Here is a 17,604-nt window from a genome sequence, read left to right as displayed (position 1 = left end):
ATCAGACAAATTTAATTGGCTGAGAATTTTTCAAATAAGAAATTTGCAGGTTGAATACCTTCTTGATCTAACCATGTGCGAACAGCTTCAACCATAGGTACAGGACCACAGAGATAAACGTCGACATCACCTTGATTTAACCAGTCATTTTCAATATGACCCGTCACATAACCTTTACGTTCATGTGTCGATTCTGGATGGGCAACGACTGTTCTAAATTCAAACCACGGTAACTTATTTTGGAGTTCATTGAGCTTATCTAATGCCACAAGATCAAAGTCATTCGTGACACCAAAAACCAAACGTACAGGCTGTGTTGAACCTTTTTCTTCCAGTACCTGCAACATGGATATAAAAGGAGCAATCCCCGTACCGCCAGCGAGCATAAGTACAGGGCGAACAATATTACGAAGGTAAAAACTTCCAAACGGACCTGTAAACGTCATTTTATCGCCAGCTTTGGCATTGACACTCAAAAAATCACTCATTTTTCCATTGGGAACATTACGAACCACAAAGCCTGTTAAACGCTGTCCCGGTTTAGAGCTAAAAGAGTAGGAGCGTGTTTCATTGGTTCCTGGGATGGCAACGTTGACATATTGTCCTGCAAGGAAATGAATATCAGGCTGACCTTCATCCAATTGAATATCAAATGTAATGGTTGAATCGGACAGGTTTTCTAGTCGTGACAGCGTACCTTGAAAGGCATGAATTTCAGTTTTGCATACTTCAGAAGAGGCTTGAATTTGAAAAACAGCATCCGAATTGGGTCTACATTGACAAGCTAAAATATAGCCTTGCTCAGCTTCTTCAGTTGTTAACGCATCTTCAATATAGCTTTCTTCAGGCATATCAAAAGTACCTGATTCACAAAAAGCACGACAGGTTCCACATGCACCATCACGACAGTCTAAAGGAATATTAATTTTTTGACGGTACGCTGCATCAGATAAAGTTTCACCTTGTGCAACAGATATAAAACGAGTTACGCCATCTTCAAATTGAAGTGCAACATTGTGGTTTGACATGGCTGGTGGTCCTATAAAAATCTTTAAACATTAGATTGCTGTTAGCCCAAATATGCTTGAGCTAGAGCGAATATCAGCTTATGGTGTCAACACAATTAGAGGTGATATATATCAATCACTTGATTGATGTAGTCATTTTTCAACACCACATATTTATTTAAAATCTGGGGTTGAGGACCTGAAAAGTCGATTTCGTAGCGTGACATTCCAAAGTAGCTATAACTGGTTTTGTAGCGGAAACTTAATGTGTTCCAATTAAAACGAACCGTGACTTTAAGTCCATCAGTAGCAACCACTTCAATATTATTGATGTTGTGACTGGTACGTGTATCGGGCATTGTTGCTGAAGAACGTTCGGTTTTGATACGGAAAACACGGTCTTCCAACCCTTGACGATCTGGATAGTAAATCAATGAAATTTCTGATTGCGGGTCTTCTGTGAGGCGATCATCATCATCCCAAGCAGGCATCCAAAAAGATGCAGTCGGCGCATAACATGCCAACCATTGGTCCCATTGTTCATCGTCTAAAAAGCGGGCTTCACGGTAGAGAAATTGAGCAATATTTTCTAAAGACAATTGTTCAATAGGTGCTGTTGCATTCATGCGACTTCTCCTTGCGTGTTCACTTCTTTTTGAGCAAGTTGTTTTTCTGATTGGATGGCATGTTTCATCACCTCTAACCAGTATTGATGCTGTGCAAGATATAAACCTTCGTCTTCTGTTTTAATGCCACTGAGTTTTGGTTTTAAACCGATTTCATTGGCAGCATCGTCTGGACCTTGGATCCAATGCTTTGAGCCTCGACACATATCATTCCATTCCAGTTCAATACCCGCATAACCTGCTTGGCAGGCACGGAACTCTTCGAGGTCGTCAGGAGTCGCCATACCCGATGCATTAAAGAAATCTTCATATTGGCGGATACGACGGGCACGTGCCTCTGGCGCTTCACCTACAGGGGCAATACAGTAAATCGTGACTTCAGTTTTATTGACTGAAATCGGGCGAAGTACACGTATTTGTGATCCGAATTGATCCATAAAATAAACATTCGGGTAAAGACATAAATTACGAGAGCGTTCGATCATCCATTTCGACATGGGGGCGCCAAATTTTTCAGTATATTCTGCGGCTTTTGGATAGTTCGGACGATCTTCAGGATTTGCCCATTGGGTCCATAACAGCATGTGACCATGCTCAAAACCATAAGAGCCACCGCCTTGCTTACCCCATGCACCTGCACTCATGGCACGAACATTATCATTTTCCTGTTGTTTTTCTTTTCGTTGTTGGGTGGTTGCGGCATAGTTCCAATGTACTGCAGAGACATGATAACCATCTGCACCATTTTCAGCGGTAAGTTTCCAGTTACCATCGTATGTATAAGTCGATGCGCCACGTAAAACCTCTAAACATTGATCAGACTGATCTACAATCATGTCAATGATTTTGGTTGTTTCGCCAAGGAATGAAACCAGACTAGGTACATCAGGGTTTAAACTTCCGAAAAGAAAACCTTTATAACTTTCAAAACGCGCAACTTTTTTTAGATCATGAGACCCTTCTTGGTTAAAGCAGTCTGAATAACCTGCTTCACTTGGATCTTTCACTTTGAGTAATTTACCTGAGTTGTTAAATGTCCAACCGTGAAAAGGGCAAGTATAGGTCGCCTTATTGCCACGCTTATGACGGCACAACTGAGCGCCACGATGTGAACATGCATTGATCATTGCATTTAATTCACCATTGCGATTTCGTGCAATGATGATAGGTTGGCGACCAATATGGGTGGTGTAGTAATCATTATTGTTGGGGATTTGACTTTCATGTGCCAAATACACCCAATTACCTTCAAAAATATATTTCATTTCAAGATCAAATAGACTTTGATCTGTAAATACTGAGCGATGAAGTTTAAATTCACCTGTTTCAAAGTTATCGACCAAAAGCTCATCAATACGGTCAAGATGGCTGGTGTTTATCACTGGAATACGTGGCATGTTATTTCTCCGGCTTTCCAAATAAGATTACGAACCGAAATGTTGTGATTAAAAACACTCGGTTCTATACGTATGATTATGCGCTTGCGCGTCGACGAATGACTTCAGTCGATGGGGCTTGGTCTTGGGTCTGAATCAGTTGAATATTGAATTCAATCTTTTTAAAGGCTTTGTTTAAACCATAACGGGCAATCTCTGCTTCATCGGTGATATCTACAGCAGTAGCCACCAGACCTTCACGTGTAGCAAAAGCAAAGTCATCCCAAAGGTATTGATCACCTTCAATATTGAATTGGGTGGTTAGTTTTCGATAACCTGGTGCTGAGACAAAATAATGCACATGTGATGGACGATTGCCATGACGACCCAAGTGATTTAAAAGTGCCTGAGTTGTCCCTTGATGTGGGCATCCATAACCTACAGGCATAGTCGTTTGAGCGACGTATTTGCCATTGGCATTGGTCAAAATGGTGCGACGTAAGTTAAAATCAGCTTGAGATTTATCAAAAAAAGAATACGAACCTAAGCGATTGGCATGCCAAATTTCTACTTTAGCATTGGGAATGAGATTGCCTTGATGATCTGTAACTGTACCTTCAATCAATAAGGTATCAATCTGATCAACTTCAGAACCATCATCCATACGGGCGAAACCGACTGATTCTGGTGCGCCAGCAACATAAAGTGGACCTTCGATAGTACGTGGTGTTCCACCTGTAATGCCTGCTTTTGCATCGGCTTCATCAGCACGTAGATCTAAGAAATGCTCAAGTCCTAAACCTGCCGCCAAGAGTCCAAGTTCATTGGCTTGACCTGCATCAGTAAAATATTCCAGTCCTTTCCATAGTTCAGTTTGGGAAATATCGAGATCATTGATGGCTTGAAAAAGATCAGCGACTAAGCGAACCACAATTTGTTGAATACGAGGATTAACATTAGCTGTTGCTGTATCAATATTCATTTGCTTGACTAAAGCATCGATTTCTTGACGATTCATACTAAGCTCCTTAAGTATGAGTGGTTTGGCATCGCATGCTGAATAAAATTTGCTCGCAACTTTGCTGCCCACTTTCCATGTTGTTGGCAACAAGACTTCTAGCTTAAACTGGTTTGAAAATTCATTTGGCTAACAGAATGTCATTCTTGGGTTGGCTTTGAATCACTTAAATTTTCAGTCTTGCTTTGCATCTTGCTTTTGATATACCTTAAAAGAATGAATGATCGCTGTCTAAGATCAAATTTGCATTTTTTTATATCTTAAAGGTATGGAGTTTGAGATGGAACTCAGGCATTTACGCTATTTTGTTGCTGTTGTAGAAGAACAGAGTTTTACCAAAGCGGCTGAAAAGCTTTATATTGCTCAACCCCCGTTGAGCAGACAGATTCAAAATCTTGAAAGTGAATTGGGTATCTCACTTTTTGAACGAGGAAGCCGTCCATTAAAAACCACTGAAGCGGGGCAATTTTTTTATCAACACGCCGTTAAACTTTTGTCTAATGCAGAAGAAGTCAAGTCGATGACCAAACGGATTGGTTTGATCGAAAAAACAGTCACCATGGGTTTTGTTGGCTCACTTTTGTACGGTTTGCTCCCTAAAATTGTTTATATGTTTCGACAACAGCAACCTCATTTAAAAATTGAATTGGTTGAAATGAGTACCAAAGATCAAATTCAAGCGCTAAAAGAGGGGCGTATTGATGTTGGATTTGGGCGTCTTAGGATTTCTGATCCCGCAGTTCGACGAGTTTTATTACGAGAAGAACCATTAATGTTGGCTGTTCATATTAGCCATCCTTTGGCTGATTCAAAAGGAACTTATTTTGCAGATATTGAAGATGAGAATTTATTTCTATACCCAAGCCATCCGAAGCCCAACTTTTCAACACAGGTTCGTCATCTTTTCTCTGAACATGGTCTAGATCCTAAAAATCTCAAGGAGGTCCGTGAGATTCAATTGGCTTTGGGTCTAGTTGCAGCAGGAGAAGGCGTATGTGTTGTACCTGAAAGTGCAAAAACCATTCAATTGCCGAATCTAATCTATATCCCCATGTTGGACAGCTCTGCAAAAAGTCCTATCTTTATGGCGATTCGTTGTATGGATGAAAGCGAAGATATTCGATCTTTGTTTGATTGTATTTATCAAGTTTATGATTTGGAAGGGTTTCAATATGACCGTGCGAGTTTTAGCATAATGGATTAAATTAAATATATTTAACCAAATCATCAGGCTTATTCGCATAATTCTCATTTGGATTGGCATTCCACCTAAAATCATCTGCTCATGCAAGCCTTCTCTCACTGGGAGAAGGGACTTTCATATTATTTTGTCTTCATTATTTTTGAATAAGGCAATCGTTATTCTAAAATATACAAATCGAGAATATTAATCGCTAAGCAATTAAAAAATGAATAATAGTTTATATATTATGTGAAAAGTAACATATTGAAAATATACAATAAGCTTTTTGCTTTGCTTAATAAATCTAAAAACAGCCATTTAAAAGTTCAAATAAAAAATAAATGAGCAAAAATATAAGGCTGAATTATTTTATTCAAGCTTTTTAATCTATTGTTTATTCAAATAAAAACATTAAACCGACTTTTTAGGTATGGATATATATGTAATCGGTTTTGGACAAAAAATAGCGCTTACGCCATTGTCTGAGAAAACTTAGATGACGTTTCTCAGCAGGAGGCTGAATATGCAATTAAATATCAATCGGATTGTCGATGACGCAAAATTTACTCCATTCCATTGGGGAGTTTTATTGTGGTGTTTATCTATCATTATTTTTGACGGTTATGATTTAGTCATTTATGGCGTAGCTTTACCATTGCTGATGCAAGAGTGGGGGCTTACCGCTGTTCAAGCGGGAATGCTTGCCAGTACAGCACTATTTGGCATGATGTTTGGTGCGATGAGTTTTGGGACTTTGTCGGATAAATTAGGTCGTAAAAAAACCATTATGATTTGTGTGGCGATTTTCAGTGGATTTACTTTTTTAGGTGCTTTTGCATCAACACCAATTGAATTTGGGATTTTACGATTCTTAGCAGGTCTTGGAATTGGGGGGGTGATGCCAAATGTGGTGGCATTGATGACTGAATATGCACCTAAACGTATTCGCAGTACATTGGTTGCAGTGATGTTTAGTGGATATGCGATTGGTGGCATGGCTTCAGCATTATTAGGTGCGTGGTTGGTAGTTGATTATGGCTGGAAAATTATGTTCTACATCGCCATCATTCCTTTTTTAGCGCTCCCTTTGATTTGGAAATTTTTACCTGAGTCTTTGATGTATTTGACTCAACAAGAAAAAACTGACCAAGTCCGTGAGATTGTGCAAAAAATTGCCCCGCAACAAGATTTAACAGCATCCACTCAGTTTGTGCTGAATGAAGTCACTGCTGAGGATCAAGCACCGTTACGTGCGCTATTTCAACAAGGACGTACTTTTAGCACCTTCATGTTTTGGATTGCATTTTTCATGTGTTTATTGATGGTTTATGCATTGGGCAGTTGGTTACCAAAGCTCATGATTCAAGCAGGTTATTCATTGGGTGCAAGTATGATTTTCTTATTTGCACTGAATATTGGGGGAATGGTCGGTGCAATTGGTGGTGGTGCATTGGCAGATAAATTTCACATTAAACCTGTATTAACCATCATGTTTGCTGTTGGTGCTATGGCACTCATTTTGCTCGGTTTTAAAAGCCCACAGGCTGTACTTTATACACTTATTGCGATAGCAGGTGCAGCAACAATCGGCTCGCAAATCTTACTTTATACCTTTGTTGCTCAATTTTATCCTGCGGCTGTTCGTTCTACAGGTATGGGATGGGCATCGGGTATTGGACGTATCGGTGCAATTGTAGGTCCAGTCCTCACTGGCGCACTGCTCACGTTTGAACTTCCTCATCAAATGAATTTTCTTGTGATTGCAATTCCAGGTGTGATTGCTGCAATTGCAATATTTTTAGTCAACTTAAAGGCTTCTGTCGAAAAAAATACAGTGCTTTCAGCAACTTCACCGCAACAAAATATTGTTGGCAATACTACAAATTAATCGATTTTTCAGCCTGAATCACGGAGATTAAGGCTGGTTCAAAATAATCAATCGTAGAGAATAGGATGCTTTCTACAATGAAAAAATTTAACTACAACGTCGTTTTAGTTTCAATCGGTTTGTTTAGTCTAAATATGGCTCATGCAGATTCACTTTCAGAAGTTGAACAATTAAGGAGTGAAGTCAAACAGTTGCGTGAAATGCTTGAGCAGCATCAGAAACAGCAAAATCAAGCTGTCCAACTGATACAAAATCAGCCACAGTCGAATCCGATAACAGCGACAAATTCATCAACATCATCCTGGTTAATACGTTCTAAAGCAGGCGCTGAAATGAGTCTATACGGCAATGTCCGTGCAGACTTGTTATATCAGTCAGAAGGCGGAAGTGCTGAGCGGCTTTATAATCAAATCAATACCGTTCCACTGAAAGGTAATAACGAAAGTAGTGATGTACTAAAATCAACCCTAGCAGCAACGCGCATAGGCTTAGATTTTAAAACCGCAGATCAGGATATAAATGCGAAAATAGAAGTTGATTTCTTGGGAGCAAATGATGCATTGAGGATTCGCCATGCATATTTTAATTATGGTTCATGGTTGGTTGGTCAAACTTGGTCAAATTTTGCAGTTCCAGATTATATGCCAGAAACGATTGATGCTTTGGGCTATGTTGGCGGGGCAGTAAAGCGTGATGCACAAGTCCGTTATACGCATAAATTTAATGCAGAAACTCAACTTGTCAGTGCTGTGGAGGATTCAAAAGATGCACTATCCAGTATGCGCTTGCCAGTATTTTCTACACGCCTGAATCATAGCTTTGCAGATCGTGCGGGGACTATGAGTTTAAGGGCAATGATGAGTCAAAAGCGTACTACAACCGATGATGAATTGGCATGGGGTGTGGGTGTCGGGGCAAAATATGAACTGAGTACAAAAACTACACTAAAAGCAGATTATTATCATGTGAAAGGAGACTCTAGTTTAGTGTCATGGACCAATGCTGGGTTTTCTATGGATGCCAACAAAAAAATCATGGCATTGAATGAATTTGACTCTATCACTTTGGGTGTGACTCAACAGTTTAATCCACAATGGCGTTCGACTTTGGGCTATGGTTATATGAAAGCTGATGAAAATCAGAAATATATCCAATATTTGAGTGATCCTACAAAAGCCAATAAGCATGTATGGCAGGCTTGGGCAAATGTATTTTATAGCCCGAAAAAACCATTAAGCTTTGGATTGGAATATGTCTATGGTGAGCGTCAAGCTTTTGCTGCTGGTGCAAATGGACAAGATACAGGAGAAGATAATCGTTTTAATGCAGTGGCAATGTATAATTTTTAAAGACTGAGTTTTAAAATCCTCGTTTAATTGGCTTTAAACGAGGATTTTTTATAAATATCGCTTATGCAGACTGTTTTAGAAAAGAGCGAATTTCTTGACTAAACTTGACAGGTTCAGTGATAAGAGGAGTATGTCCGGAGCGTTTAAATATAATATTTTTAGCATTGATCAAACTATTGGAAACTTGCATTTGTCCTTCAGCTGGATACAGTGAAGACTTTTCACCAATAAAGAAGGTCGTAGGGCAAGCCAATTGAGCAATGGCATCACGATAATCTTCATTATGATTGAGATAATTGTCGATATACCACGTTAAATAGTCCATGCGACGGATAGGCAATAAGTGTTTTTGGAGTTGTGGATGTTTTAAGGCTAAATTAAACATAAATGGACTTAATTTATTACTGCCTTGAATTTTAATGAAATTCAACCAAATTTGAATCAGTTCTGTTCTTGGCTCAATCGGCAATTCATCGACAAAACGATACTGAGAATACTGATGTAAAAAGTCAGAAAAATCTTTGAGTAAGCGCTTTATTTTAAAATATTTTTTGCCAAATAAACCAAATTCCCAAGTATCGTCTGTTGGAATTTTAGGGGTTTGATCGATATGTAAATAAGCTTTTAATTTGCCAGCCAAATTTCCATACTGCATACCATGCATGGCTGTGGTTGCGCCCATGGAATAACCCATGAGAATAAAATTATCTAAATTCAGTTGATCAATTAAGCTGTCAAGGTCACGCCAGTGATTTGATATTGCATCTATATCTTGTGGAATATTACACGTCTTCGAGCCACCAAAACCACGCCAGTCGGGGATATAAAATTTGTATTGTTTAATGTTGGGTAATAAAAAAGGTAACCACTGCCAGCTATGCATGCCTAAACCAGACAAAACAACTACAGGCTCGCCTTGACCAATTTCACGGACAAATAATTTCTCGCCATCAGGCATTGTATAGTGTGGCATGCATATTCCTACGGATTGTCTTTATTCTCAAATGCTTTTAGTCGTGGAATCACTTCATTGAGCCAGTTGATCCAGCCAGTTTCCAAGTCTATTCCCAATTGTAAAATCATTTTATGGATATATAAAGTACGATCAAGTGTCTCTGTGTGTTCAAAATCTTTGGAAAAAATTTGAAGATAGAGTTTTAAATTTTCTTGATGCAATTTTAAATGACGTTCTAATTCAGGTAAAACAGTATTTCCACCAAATTGTGCTTCAGCACGTAAGCGTACCATAAGCTCTTCACGAAGTTGAGCAGGCTGTCCTTGCTTAACCATCCAGTCAGCCAACTCGACACGCCCAAGTTGTTCAACCTGATAGGTTTTTTTACGACCTTGATCCGCCTGATCTTCTAAAGTCGAAATCCAGCCTTTTTTTTGCATGCCGTTGAGTTCACGGTATATTTGCTGATGGGTCGCATTCCAAAAGAATCCCATGGATCGGTCAAAGCGTCGAGCCAACTCAAAACCTGTGCTTGGTTTTTCGATCAGACTGGTCAATAAAACATGGGCTAATGACATTGTGTAATATTAGGTCAATAAAATGAATATAAAGTCATTATGCAACATGTTGCATAAAAATCAAATCTCGATTATAAATACCCAAACTATGCAACTTGTTGCATTAAAAAATATTAGACTTTTTCATCAGATTGATAGCTAGCGAATGCACGCCAAGGAGTTTACATGTCTAATTATCCGCATCTACTTGCGCCTTTAGATTTAGGCTTTACTACATTAAAGAATAGAGTGTTGATGGGTTCTATGCACGTTGGACTGGAAGAAGTTCAAGGTGGATATGAGCGTATGGCTGCATTTTATGCAGAACGTGCTGCAGGTGGTGTAGGACTGATTGTTACAGGTGGTATTTCACCCAATGATCATGGTGTAACATTTTTTGGTGGTTCAAAATTAGATCATTTAGAAGAAGCAGAAAAACATAAAGTCATTACTCAAGCAGTTCATGATGCTGGAGGTAAAATTGCACTACAAATTTTACATACTGGACGTTACTCTTATCAGCCTGAAAACGTTGCACCTTCAGCGATTCAAGCCCCAATTAATCCAACCAAGCCACATGCACTAACGTCAGCAGAAGTTCATCAAACGATTGCAGACTTTGCCAATTGTGCCCGATTGTCACAAATTGCAGGCTATGACGGTGTAGAAATTATGGGATCAGAAGGTTATCTGATCAACGAGTTTATTGCTGCAAGAACTAATCACCGTGATGATGAGTGGGGTGGCAGTTATGAAAACCGTATCCGTTTTCCAATTGAAATTGTAAGAAGAACACGCCAAGAGGTAGGTGAAAACTTTATTATTATTTATCGCTTGTCTATGTTGGACTTGGTTGAAGGTGGTTCTACGCTCGAAGAAGTCATTCACTTGGCGAAAGAAATTGAAAAAGCTGGTGCAACGATTATCAATACTGGAATCGGTTGGCATGAAGCACGAATCCCGACGATTGCGACCAAAGTACCTCGTGCAGCGTTTACTTGGGTGACTAAAAAATTAAAAGGTTCTGTTAAAGTACCTTTAATCACATCGAACCGTATCAATACCCCAGAAATGGCAGAGCATGTCTTGGCTCAAGGCGATGCTGATATGATTTCTATGGCGCGTCCGATGCTTGCAGATTCTCATTTTGTGCAAAAGGCTGAACAAGGTCGTGCAGATGAAATTAATACTTGTATTGGTTGTAATCAGGCGTGCCTAGATCATATTTTCTCCATGAAAATTGCTACATGTTTAGTCAATCCACGTGCTTGCTATGAAACTGAACTGATTTTTAAACAATCCGATGTTATTAAAAATATCGCCGTGATTGGTGCAGGACCTGCTGGTTTAAGCTTTGCAACGTATGCCGCAGATCGTGGGCATAAAGTTACCGTTTTTGAAGCATCTAATCAGATTGGCGGTCAGTTCAACATTGCCAAAACCATTCCAGGTAAAGAAGAGTTCTATGAAACCTTACGTTATTTCAAACGTAAAATTGAATTACAACCCAACATTAAACTGGTACTCAACCATACTGCGACATATGAAGAATTGAATGCTGCAAAGTTTGATGAAATTGTTGTGGCTACAGGTGTGACACCACGCCATCTAAATATTGAAGGCATTGATCATCCCAAAGTATTGTCCTATATCGAGGTTTTACGTGATCGTAAGCCTGTTGGCAAAAAAGTCGCAATCATCGGCGCAGGCGGTATTGGCTTTGATACCGCTGAGTACCTTTCACATGAAGGTGAGAGTGGCAGTTTAAATCCTCAGAAATTCTATGATGAATGGGGGATTGACACATCTTATGCGCATGTGGGTGGCTTAAAGCAGCCAGAAGTTGAGCAATCACCTCGTGAAATCTATTTACTGCAACGTAAAACCAATTCTGTGGGTGCCGGTTTAGGTAAGACAACTGGATGGATTCATCGTACAGGTCTTAAACATCGTCATGTCAATATGATCCCAGGTGCAACTTATGACAAGATTGATGATCAAGGCTTGCATATTACCGTTGGTGACAAGGTCATGATTTTAGATGTTGATCATGTGGTGATTTGTGCTGGACAAGAGCCATTTACTGCGATGTTTGATCAACTTCAAGCGGAAGGAAAATCAGTTCATTTAATTGGTGGCGCGAAGGAAGCGGGAGAATTGGATGCTAAACGTGCGATTCGTCAAGGCGCAGAATTAGCAGCAGTGATTTAATCCAATTTAAAAACTTAATCAAAATCCTCTCTTTGTTGAATTGTCTTTAAGACTTTTATTAGGGAGGATTCTATTCAGGATGAAAGAAATGAGTTTCACACAAAGCAAATCTGCAATACAAAAATGGCATCAGATGCTAGAAAACCGTGATATGAGTATTTTAAATGAACTGCTTGCGGATGATGTGGTTTTTCGCTCGCCAGTGGCTTATCACCCATATGAAGGGAAGCAAGTTGTTTTTTTTATTTTAAGCAATGTGATCCAAATTTTTGAAAATTTTACCTATCATCGAGAGTTTTATACAGACGATGAGCAGAGTGTAGTGTTAGAGTTTTCAGCCAATGTTGCTGAGAAAAAGTTAAAAGGGATTGATATGATTCGTTTTAATGAGGCTGGAAAAATTGTAGATTTTGAAGTGATGATTCGCCCGAAAAGTGGATTGGAAGCTTTGGCTGCCCAAATGGGGCAACGAATGGCTGCCTTTATACCCAAAGCATAATGGTATAAATAAATAGTGGGAGCGTTAACTCCCATATTTAAAGTATGATTATCATAAATAAAAAGTTGAGGTGGAAAATGTCTGTACTCCATAAGTTTACCGAGATTACCCAAAGTTTATTAGATCAAGTGACTGGCGCTGAATTGCCAAAGTTGTATTTTAATCAGCAAGGTGCAATGTCTGAGATCTTAGATAAATTACCTCAATTACAAGATAAATATCGTCCTACACCGTGGTTGACCAATACACACGCACACCTTTTATATTTTGATTTAATTAAAAAAAAGACAGTTAAGTTGCAATATGATCGGATTGATCGAATCACTATGCAAGATGGTGGCGTTACTGCTATTGCATGGTATGGTTATGATTTACCCAAAGATACACCGACCATTGTGATCATGCATACCATTACTGGAACGCCAGAAAGTATGCGTGAGTTGGTCAAAGATTTACATGAATATACGGGTTGGCGTATTGCACTATGTTTACGTCGTGGGCATGCAGGTCTACCTATGCCTGTTCCGTTGATGTCAATTTTTGGTTCAACATCCGATCTAAAAGAGCAATTGAGCTATATACAGGATTTATTTCCACAGACTGAATTGTTTGCGGTGGGATCATCCGCAGGTACTGGATTATTGGTACGCTATTTGGGTGAGCAGGGTCTAGACACACCATTTAAAGCAGCATTTGCGATGTGCCCGGGCTATGATACTGAAATTGGTTTTGAAAATGTACATCCTTTTTATACCAAGGTGATGACCAAAAAATTGTTTAAAGCATTTATCACGCCTTATACACAAACGTGGACACCAGTGCATTCAGTACAAAATGTATTGAGAACCAAAACATTACAAGAGTTTCAAACTGAATATTTTGAAATGGCTGGTTTTTCAGATTATGAAAGTTATTCAAAAGCCACCAATCCTATTTATGTTTTTGAAAATGTTAAAATTCCACTGATGATTCTGAATGCAGAAGATGACCCAGTGTGCTCAATTAAAAACTTGGAACCTTATAAAGAAACCATTCAGAATATGGATAATGTTGTTGTGGTAACAACCAAAAAGGGCAGTCATTGTGGTTTTTATGAGGGCTTACATACCAAATCTTGGGCTTCACGTTTAATGGCGGACTTTCTAAAACAGTATTCAGTATAGTCAATCTGTTGAAAAAACCATACTGTAAAATATCGTTTCTCTTAATCACTAAAATGAATGTGATCAATATATTGTTTGATGATCTAAAGCTTGCACTGCCACGTTTTACATCTAAAGTTTAAATTTTTTTTGCGCATGCGATGCCTCACTTTTCAGAGATGAAAAGTGACAAAAATCTTTCGTCTAATAGGGTTCTTGCGCTACAAACAAAGCAGTGCTTTGTTTTTGCTCATATACCCCCGCTCAACATGGCGACATTCATGTCGCCTCACGATAGCACGACCACCTAAGATTCAAAAGGGCAAAAAAAATGAATCATTAAAATCTTATAAAAAGAATAAATTTTATTTAATATCAGTGGCATATAAATATTACTTGGGTGAATAATTAGGCGGTTTTACTATATCTTAGTATTATATTTGTTATGAAGATTATAAGTAGCAAAAAAACCAGTCATGAATGACTGGTTTTTTGCTTACAAAACTAGTTCTTTGTTGAAAAATAAGCTTTTAGTTTTTCAATGCAGGTGTAGCTGCAGCGATTGCAGCAGCAACTGCGTCATCTTCAGATTGAGCAGTGCCAGAGTTTGCTTTAGGCGCAGTCTGGGTCTTTGGTGCAGTTTGAGCTGTTTCAGTCTTCACTGACTCTGCTTTTGCAGGTTTAGCTTCTGTTGCAGCAGGTTTATTTTCAGCAGCCTGTGTTGTTGCAAGCGCTTCATGCGTTGGTTCACGACGAATTTCTGTTGTTGTATTCGCTGTTTCAGTACGTTCAACTTCTACATGCGCAGGAATTTCGACTTGTTGAGTATTTTGTTCAGCACTCGGCAAGCTTTCAAATTGAGCTGGTTCAGATGCCGCTGTTTGAGCAGTTTCAACTTTCTCTTGCTCAGTCTCTTTCGGCTCTTCTTTTTTTACACAAGCAGATACAAGTAGTGCTGTCGCAATTGCGCCACAAATTAAAAATTTCTTATTCATAATTACTCAAAACAAAACAGATTAAAGAGATGTTAACTAGTATAACAGCAAAATGATATTTAAAAATCACCTTATCAAGTGCTAAATTTTTATTGGAAATGCTGATAGAATAGCCAATTGTTTATTGTTCTATGAATTGATGTGAATTGACTTTGCTTTCTTGGTACAAGGTAAAGTAAAATCGCACAACATTGTAGGCCAATTTAGGCTCCATTGTACGAGAAACTTGATGACCCATTTTATATTCGTCACTGGTGGTGTTGTATCATCACTAGGTAAAGGTATTTCAGCTGCTTCAGTTGCTGCACTTTTAGAAGCCCGTGGTTTAAAAGTAACCATGGTCAAAATGGATCCATACATTAATGTCGATCCTGGGACGATGAGCCCATTCCAGCACGGTGAAGTATTTGTCACAGAAGATGGTGCTGAAACTGATTTAGATTTGGGTTATTACGAACGTTTCTTACGTCGTGCCAAAATGACCAAATTGAATAACTTTACGTCTGGTCGTGTATATCAAGATGTTTTGAATAAAGAACGTCGTGGTGATTATCTCGGTGGTACAGTCCAAGTTATTCCACATATTACGGATAATATTAAAGAGCGTGTACTTCGTGCAGGCGAAGGTTATGACGTTGCTATCGTTGAAATCGGTGGTACAGTCGGTGACATTGAATCCCTCCCATTCATGGAATCTGTACGTCAGTTGATGGTTGAGCTTGGTCATAAACGTACCATGTTAATGCATTTGACTTTATTACCTTATATCAAGTCTGCTGCTGAACTTAAAACTAAGCCAACTCAACATTCAGTGAAAGAGTTATTGTCGATTGGTATTCAGCCTGACATTTTGATTTGTCGTACTGAGCATGATGTTGATGCCGATACCACACGTAAAATTGCACTCTTTACCAACGTTGAAGCGCGTGCGGTTGTGGTCTGTAAAGATGCACGTTCGATTTATCAAATTCCACGTACATTCTATGAACAAAATGTTGATGATTTAATCTGTGAACGTTTTGGTTATATCAACTTGCCAGAAGCAGATCTTGCAGACTGGGATCACGTTGTAGAAGCTTTACTTAATCCTGAATACACCATTCGTGTTGCAATGGTCGGTAAATACGTTGAATTGCCAGATGCTTATAAATCTGTCAATGAAGCACTTTTACATGCTGGTATTCAAAATCGCGTTAAAGTTCAAATTGATTATATCAATGCAGAAGAATTGGAAAGCCAAAATCCTGCTGAAATCTTAAAAGATGTCGATGCGATCTTGGTACCTGGTGGCTTTGGTGAGCGTGGTACTGAAGGCAAAATGCAAGCTATTCAATATGCACGTGAAAACAAAGTACCATTTTTGGGTATTTGCTTGGGTATGCAATTGGCTGTGATTGAGTTTGCTCGTCATGTTGCAGGTATGCCAGAAGCAACGTCTACAGAATTTAATCGTTCAACAAAATTCCCATTGATTGGTTTAATCACTGAATGGTTAGACGAACGTGGTGAAATTCAGCATCGTAGCACTGAGTCAAATCTGGGTGGAACAATGCGTTTAGGTGCACAAACATCCGAGTTGGTTGAAGGCACTAAAACACGTGAAGTGTATGCGAAAGCAGAAATTACTGAACGCCATCGCCATCGCTATGAAATGAACGATCGTTTCATTCCTGCAATTGAACAAGCAGGCATGAAAATTTCAGGCTATTCAACTGCGCAACATCTTGTTGAAACAGTAGAAATTCCTGACCATCCTTGGTTTATTGCTGTACAATTCCATCCAGAATTTACAAGTTCACCACGTGATGGGCATCCATTATTTGCTAGTTTTATCGATGCCGCAAAAAAGCAGCACCAAAACAGTAAGTAAGTGTGTAAAACAAACTAGGAAGTTTAAATGTCACAATTAAAACCACAAGAAATTGTACGTTTAGGCGATATACAAATGGCAAATCACTTGCCATTTGTACTATTCGGCGGAATGAACGTACTTGAGTCGAAAGACTTGGCTTTTGAAATTGCAGAGACTTATGTCGATATTTGTACGCGCTTAAATATTCCTTATGTATTTAAAGCCAGTTTTGATAAAGCCAATCGCTCAAGCTTACATTCATTCCGTGGTCCAGGTTTGGAAAAGGGAATTGAATGGTTAGCCGACATTAAAAAACATTTTAATGTGCCGATTATTACAGATGTTCACGAACCTTACCAAGCTGCACCTGTCGCTGAAGTGGCAGATATCATTCAGCTTCCTGCATTTTTAAGTCGTCAGACAGATTTAGTTGAAGCAATGGCGAAAACACAAGCCATTATCAACATCAAAAAAGCACAATTCCTTTCTCCGCGTGAAATGAGCCATATTCTCAACAAGTGTTTAGAAGCTGGTAATGACAAACTCATTCTGTGTGAGCGTGGTACATCATTTGGCTACAATAACTTGGTTGTTGATATGCTTGGTTTTGATACCATGAAAGAAATGAATGTTCCTGTATTTTTTGATGTCACCCATGCCTTACAAACACCAGGTGGTCGTGCAGATTCAGCGGGTGGACGCCGTGCGCAAATCACTACATTGGCGCGAGCGGGTATGGCAACAGGTTTGGCTGGGTTGTTCTTAGAAGCACATCCAGATCCTGAAAAAGCAAAATGTGATGGACCTTGTGCATTGCGTATGTCTCAACTTGAGCCATTCTTAGCACAATTAAAAGAATTGGATACCTTAGTTAAAGGTTTCAAAAAGTTAGATACTCATTGATGCCCTTAAACAGCATCTTATTTTTAATCAACTGAGGAATTAT

Annotated in this window: 15 protein-coding genes; 8 read left to right on the top strand and 7 right to left on the bottom strand. The window is 39.0% G+C overall.

Translation table 11 applies throughout. The features are described from left to right. Positions 1–11: 11 nt before the first annotated feature. From benC to catA, 4 genes are all read right to left on the bottom strand, one after another. Positions 12–1,028, bottom strand: coding sequence for a benzoate 1,2-dioxygenase electron transfer component BenC (gene benC / locus AC1Z3T_RS03555; protein WP_100885329.1), 1,017 nt, complete (start codon positions 1,026–1,028; stop codon positions 12–14). 95 nt (positions 1,029–1,123) lie between these two features. Next, the gene (gene benB / locus AC1Z3T_RS03550) at positions 1,124–1,633 is read right to left on the bottom strand and encodes a benzoate 1,2-dioxygenase small subunit (RefSeq protein ID WP_042088668.1); all 510 of its coding nucleotides are present in this window, start codon (positions 1,631–1,633) and stop codon (positions 1,124–1,126) included. Then, positions 1,630–3,030, bottom strand: a complete 1,401-nt coding sequence (gene benA / locus AC1Z3T_RS03545) for a benzoate 1,2-dioxygenase large subunit (RefSeq protein WP_100885328.1) — start codon at positions 3,028–3,030, stop codon at positions 1,630–1,632. Before benA ends, benB begins: the two co-directional genes overlap by 4 nt. A 76-nt stretch (positions 3,031–3,106) precedes the next feature. Continuing rightward, on the bottom strand, positions 3,107–4,027 hold the full coding sequence (gene catA, locus AC1Z3T_RS03540; RefSeq protein WP_100885327.1) for a catechol 1,2-dioxygenase: 921 nt from the start codon (positions 4,025–4,027) through the stop codon (positions 3,107–3,109). Positions 4,028–4,307: 280 nt separating this feature from the next. Here catA and AC1Z3T_RS03535 point away from each other — a divergent pair, with 280 nt between their 5' ends. From AC1Z3T_RS03535 to AC1Z3T_RS03525, 3 genes are all read left to right on the top strand, one after another. After that, entirely contained in the window at positions 4,308–5,231 is a 924-nt protein-coding gene (locus AC1Z3T_RS03535) for a LysR family transcriptional regulator (RefSeq protein ID WP_004830550.1), read from the top strand. 502 nt (positions 5,232–5,733) lie between these two features. Further along, positions 5,734–7,098, top strand: coding sequence for an MFS transporter (locus AC1Z3T_RS03530; RefSeq protein WP_042088670.1), 1,365 nt, complete (start codon positions 5,734–5,736; stop codon positions 7,096–7,098). Positions 7,099–7,175: 77 nt separating this feature from the next. Next, positions 7,176–8,447: a DcaP family trimeric outer membrane transporter gene (locus AC1Z3T_RS03525; RefSeq protein WP_010591548.1), complete on the top strand. Its 1,272-nt coding sequence runs from the start codon at positions 7,176–7,178 to the stop codon at positions 8,445–8,447. 61 nt (positions 8,448–8,508) lie between these two features. Here AC1Z3T_RS03525 and AC1Z3T_RS03520 read toward each other — a convergent pair whose 3' ends face one another. Beyond that, positions 8,509–9,420, bottom strand: a complete 912-nt coding sequence (locus tag AC1Z3T_RS03520) for an alpha/beta fold hydrolase (protein ID WP_005031839.1) — start codon at positions 9,418–9,420, stop codon at positions 8,509–8,511. 8 nt (positions 9,421–9,428) lie between these two features. After that, a complete protein-coding gene (locus AC1Z3T_RS03515) occupies positions 9,429–9,980 on the bottom strand; it encodes a PadR family transcriptional regulator (protein WP_005031837.1) in 552 nt (183 codons plus the stop codon). A gap of 165 nt (positions 9,981–10,145) precedes the next feature. Between AC1Z3T_RS03515 and AC1Z3T_RS03510 the strand changes: the two genes are divergently transcribed. The 3 genes from AC1Z3T_RS03510 (at position 10,146) to AC1Z3T_RS03500 (ending at position 13,832) form a co-directional block, all read left to right on the top strand. Further along, positions 10,146–12,170 (top strand): NADPH-dependent 2,4-dienoyl-CoA reductase, encoded by a 2,025-nt coding sequence (locus AC1Z3T_RS03510; RefSeq protein ID WP_009584087.1) that lies wholly within the window; start codon positions 10,146–10,148, stop codon positions 12,168–12,170. Between the two features lie 88 nt (positions 12,171–12,258). Further along, complete coding sequence (locus tag AC1Z3T_RS03505) at positions 12,259–12,669, top strand: nuclear transport factor 2 family protein (RefSeq protein ID WP_100886297.1); 411 nt, start codon at positions 12,259–12,261, stop codon at positions 12,667–12,669. 77 nt (positions 12,670–12,746) lie between these two features. Then, positions 12,747–13,832, top strand: a complete 1,086-nt coding sequence (locus AC1Z3T_RS03500; RefSeq protein WP_100885326.1) for a YheT family hydrolase — start codon at positions 12,747–12,749, stop codon at positions 13,830–13,832. A gap of 509 nt (positions 13,833–14,341) precedes the next feature. Here the strand turns inward: AC1Z3T_RS03500 and AC1Z3T_RS03495 are convergent. Continuing rightward, positions 14,342–14,806, bottom strand: a complete 465-nt coding sequence (locus tag AC1Z3T_RS03495; RefSeq protein ID WP_004830561.1) for a hypothetical protein — start codon at positions 14,804–14,806, stop codon at positions 14,342–14,344. 229 nt (positions 14,807–15,035) lie between these two features. On the opposite strand from AC1Z3T_RS03495, the gene AC1Z3T_RS03490 reads away from it, so the two are divergent. Both AC1Z3T_RS03490 and kdsA read left to right on the top strand, forming a co-directional pair. Beyond that, complete coding sequence (locus AC1Z3T_RS03490; protein WP_004830562.1) at positions 15,036–16,676, top strand: CTP synthase; 1,641 nt, start codon at positions 15,036–15,038, stop codon at positions 16,674–16,676. A gap of 27 nt (positions 16,677–16,703) precedes the next feature. Then, positions 16,704–17,561, top strand: coding sequence for a 3-deoxy-8-phosphooctulonate synthase (gene kdsA, locus AC1Z3T_RS03485; RefSeq protein ID WP_004830563.1), 858 nt, complete (start codon positions 16,704–16,706; stop codon positions 17,559–17,561). The last annotated feature ends 43 nt before the right edge of the window (positions 17,562–17,604 follow it).

This window comes from Acinetobacter sp. B-6 (genome assembly GCF_056930735.1).
Note: the sequence above shows the minus strand (reverse complement) of the source record. Positions and strands in the feature narration are given on the sequence as shown.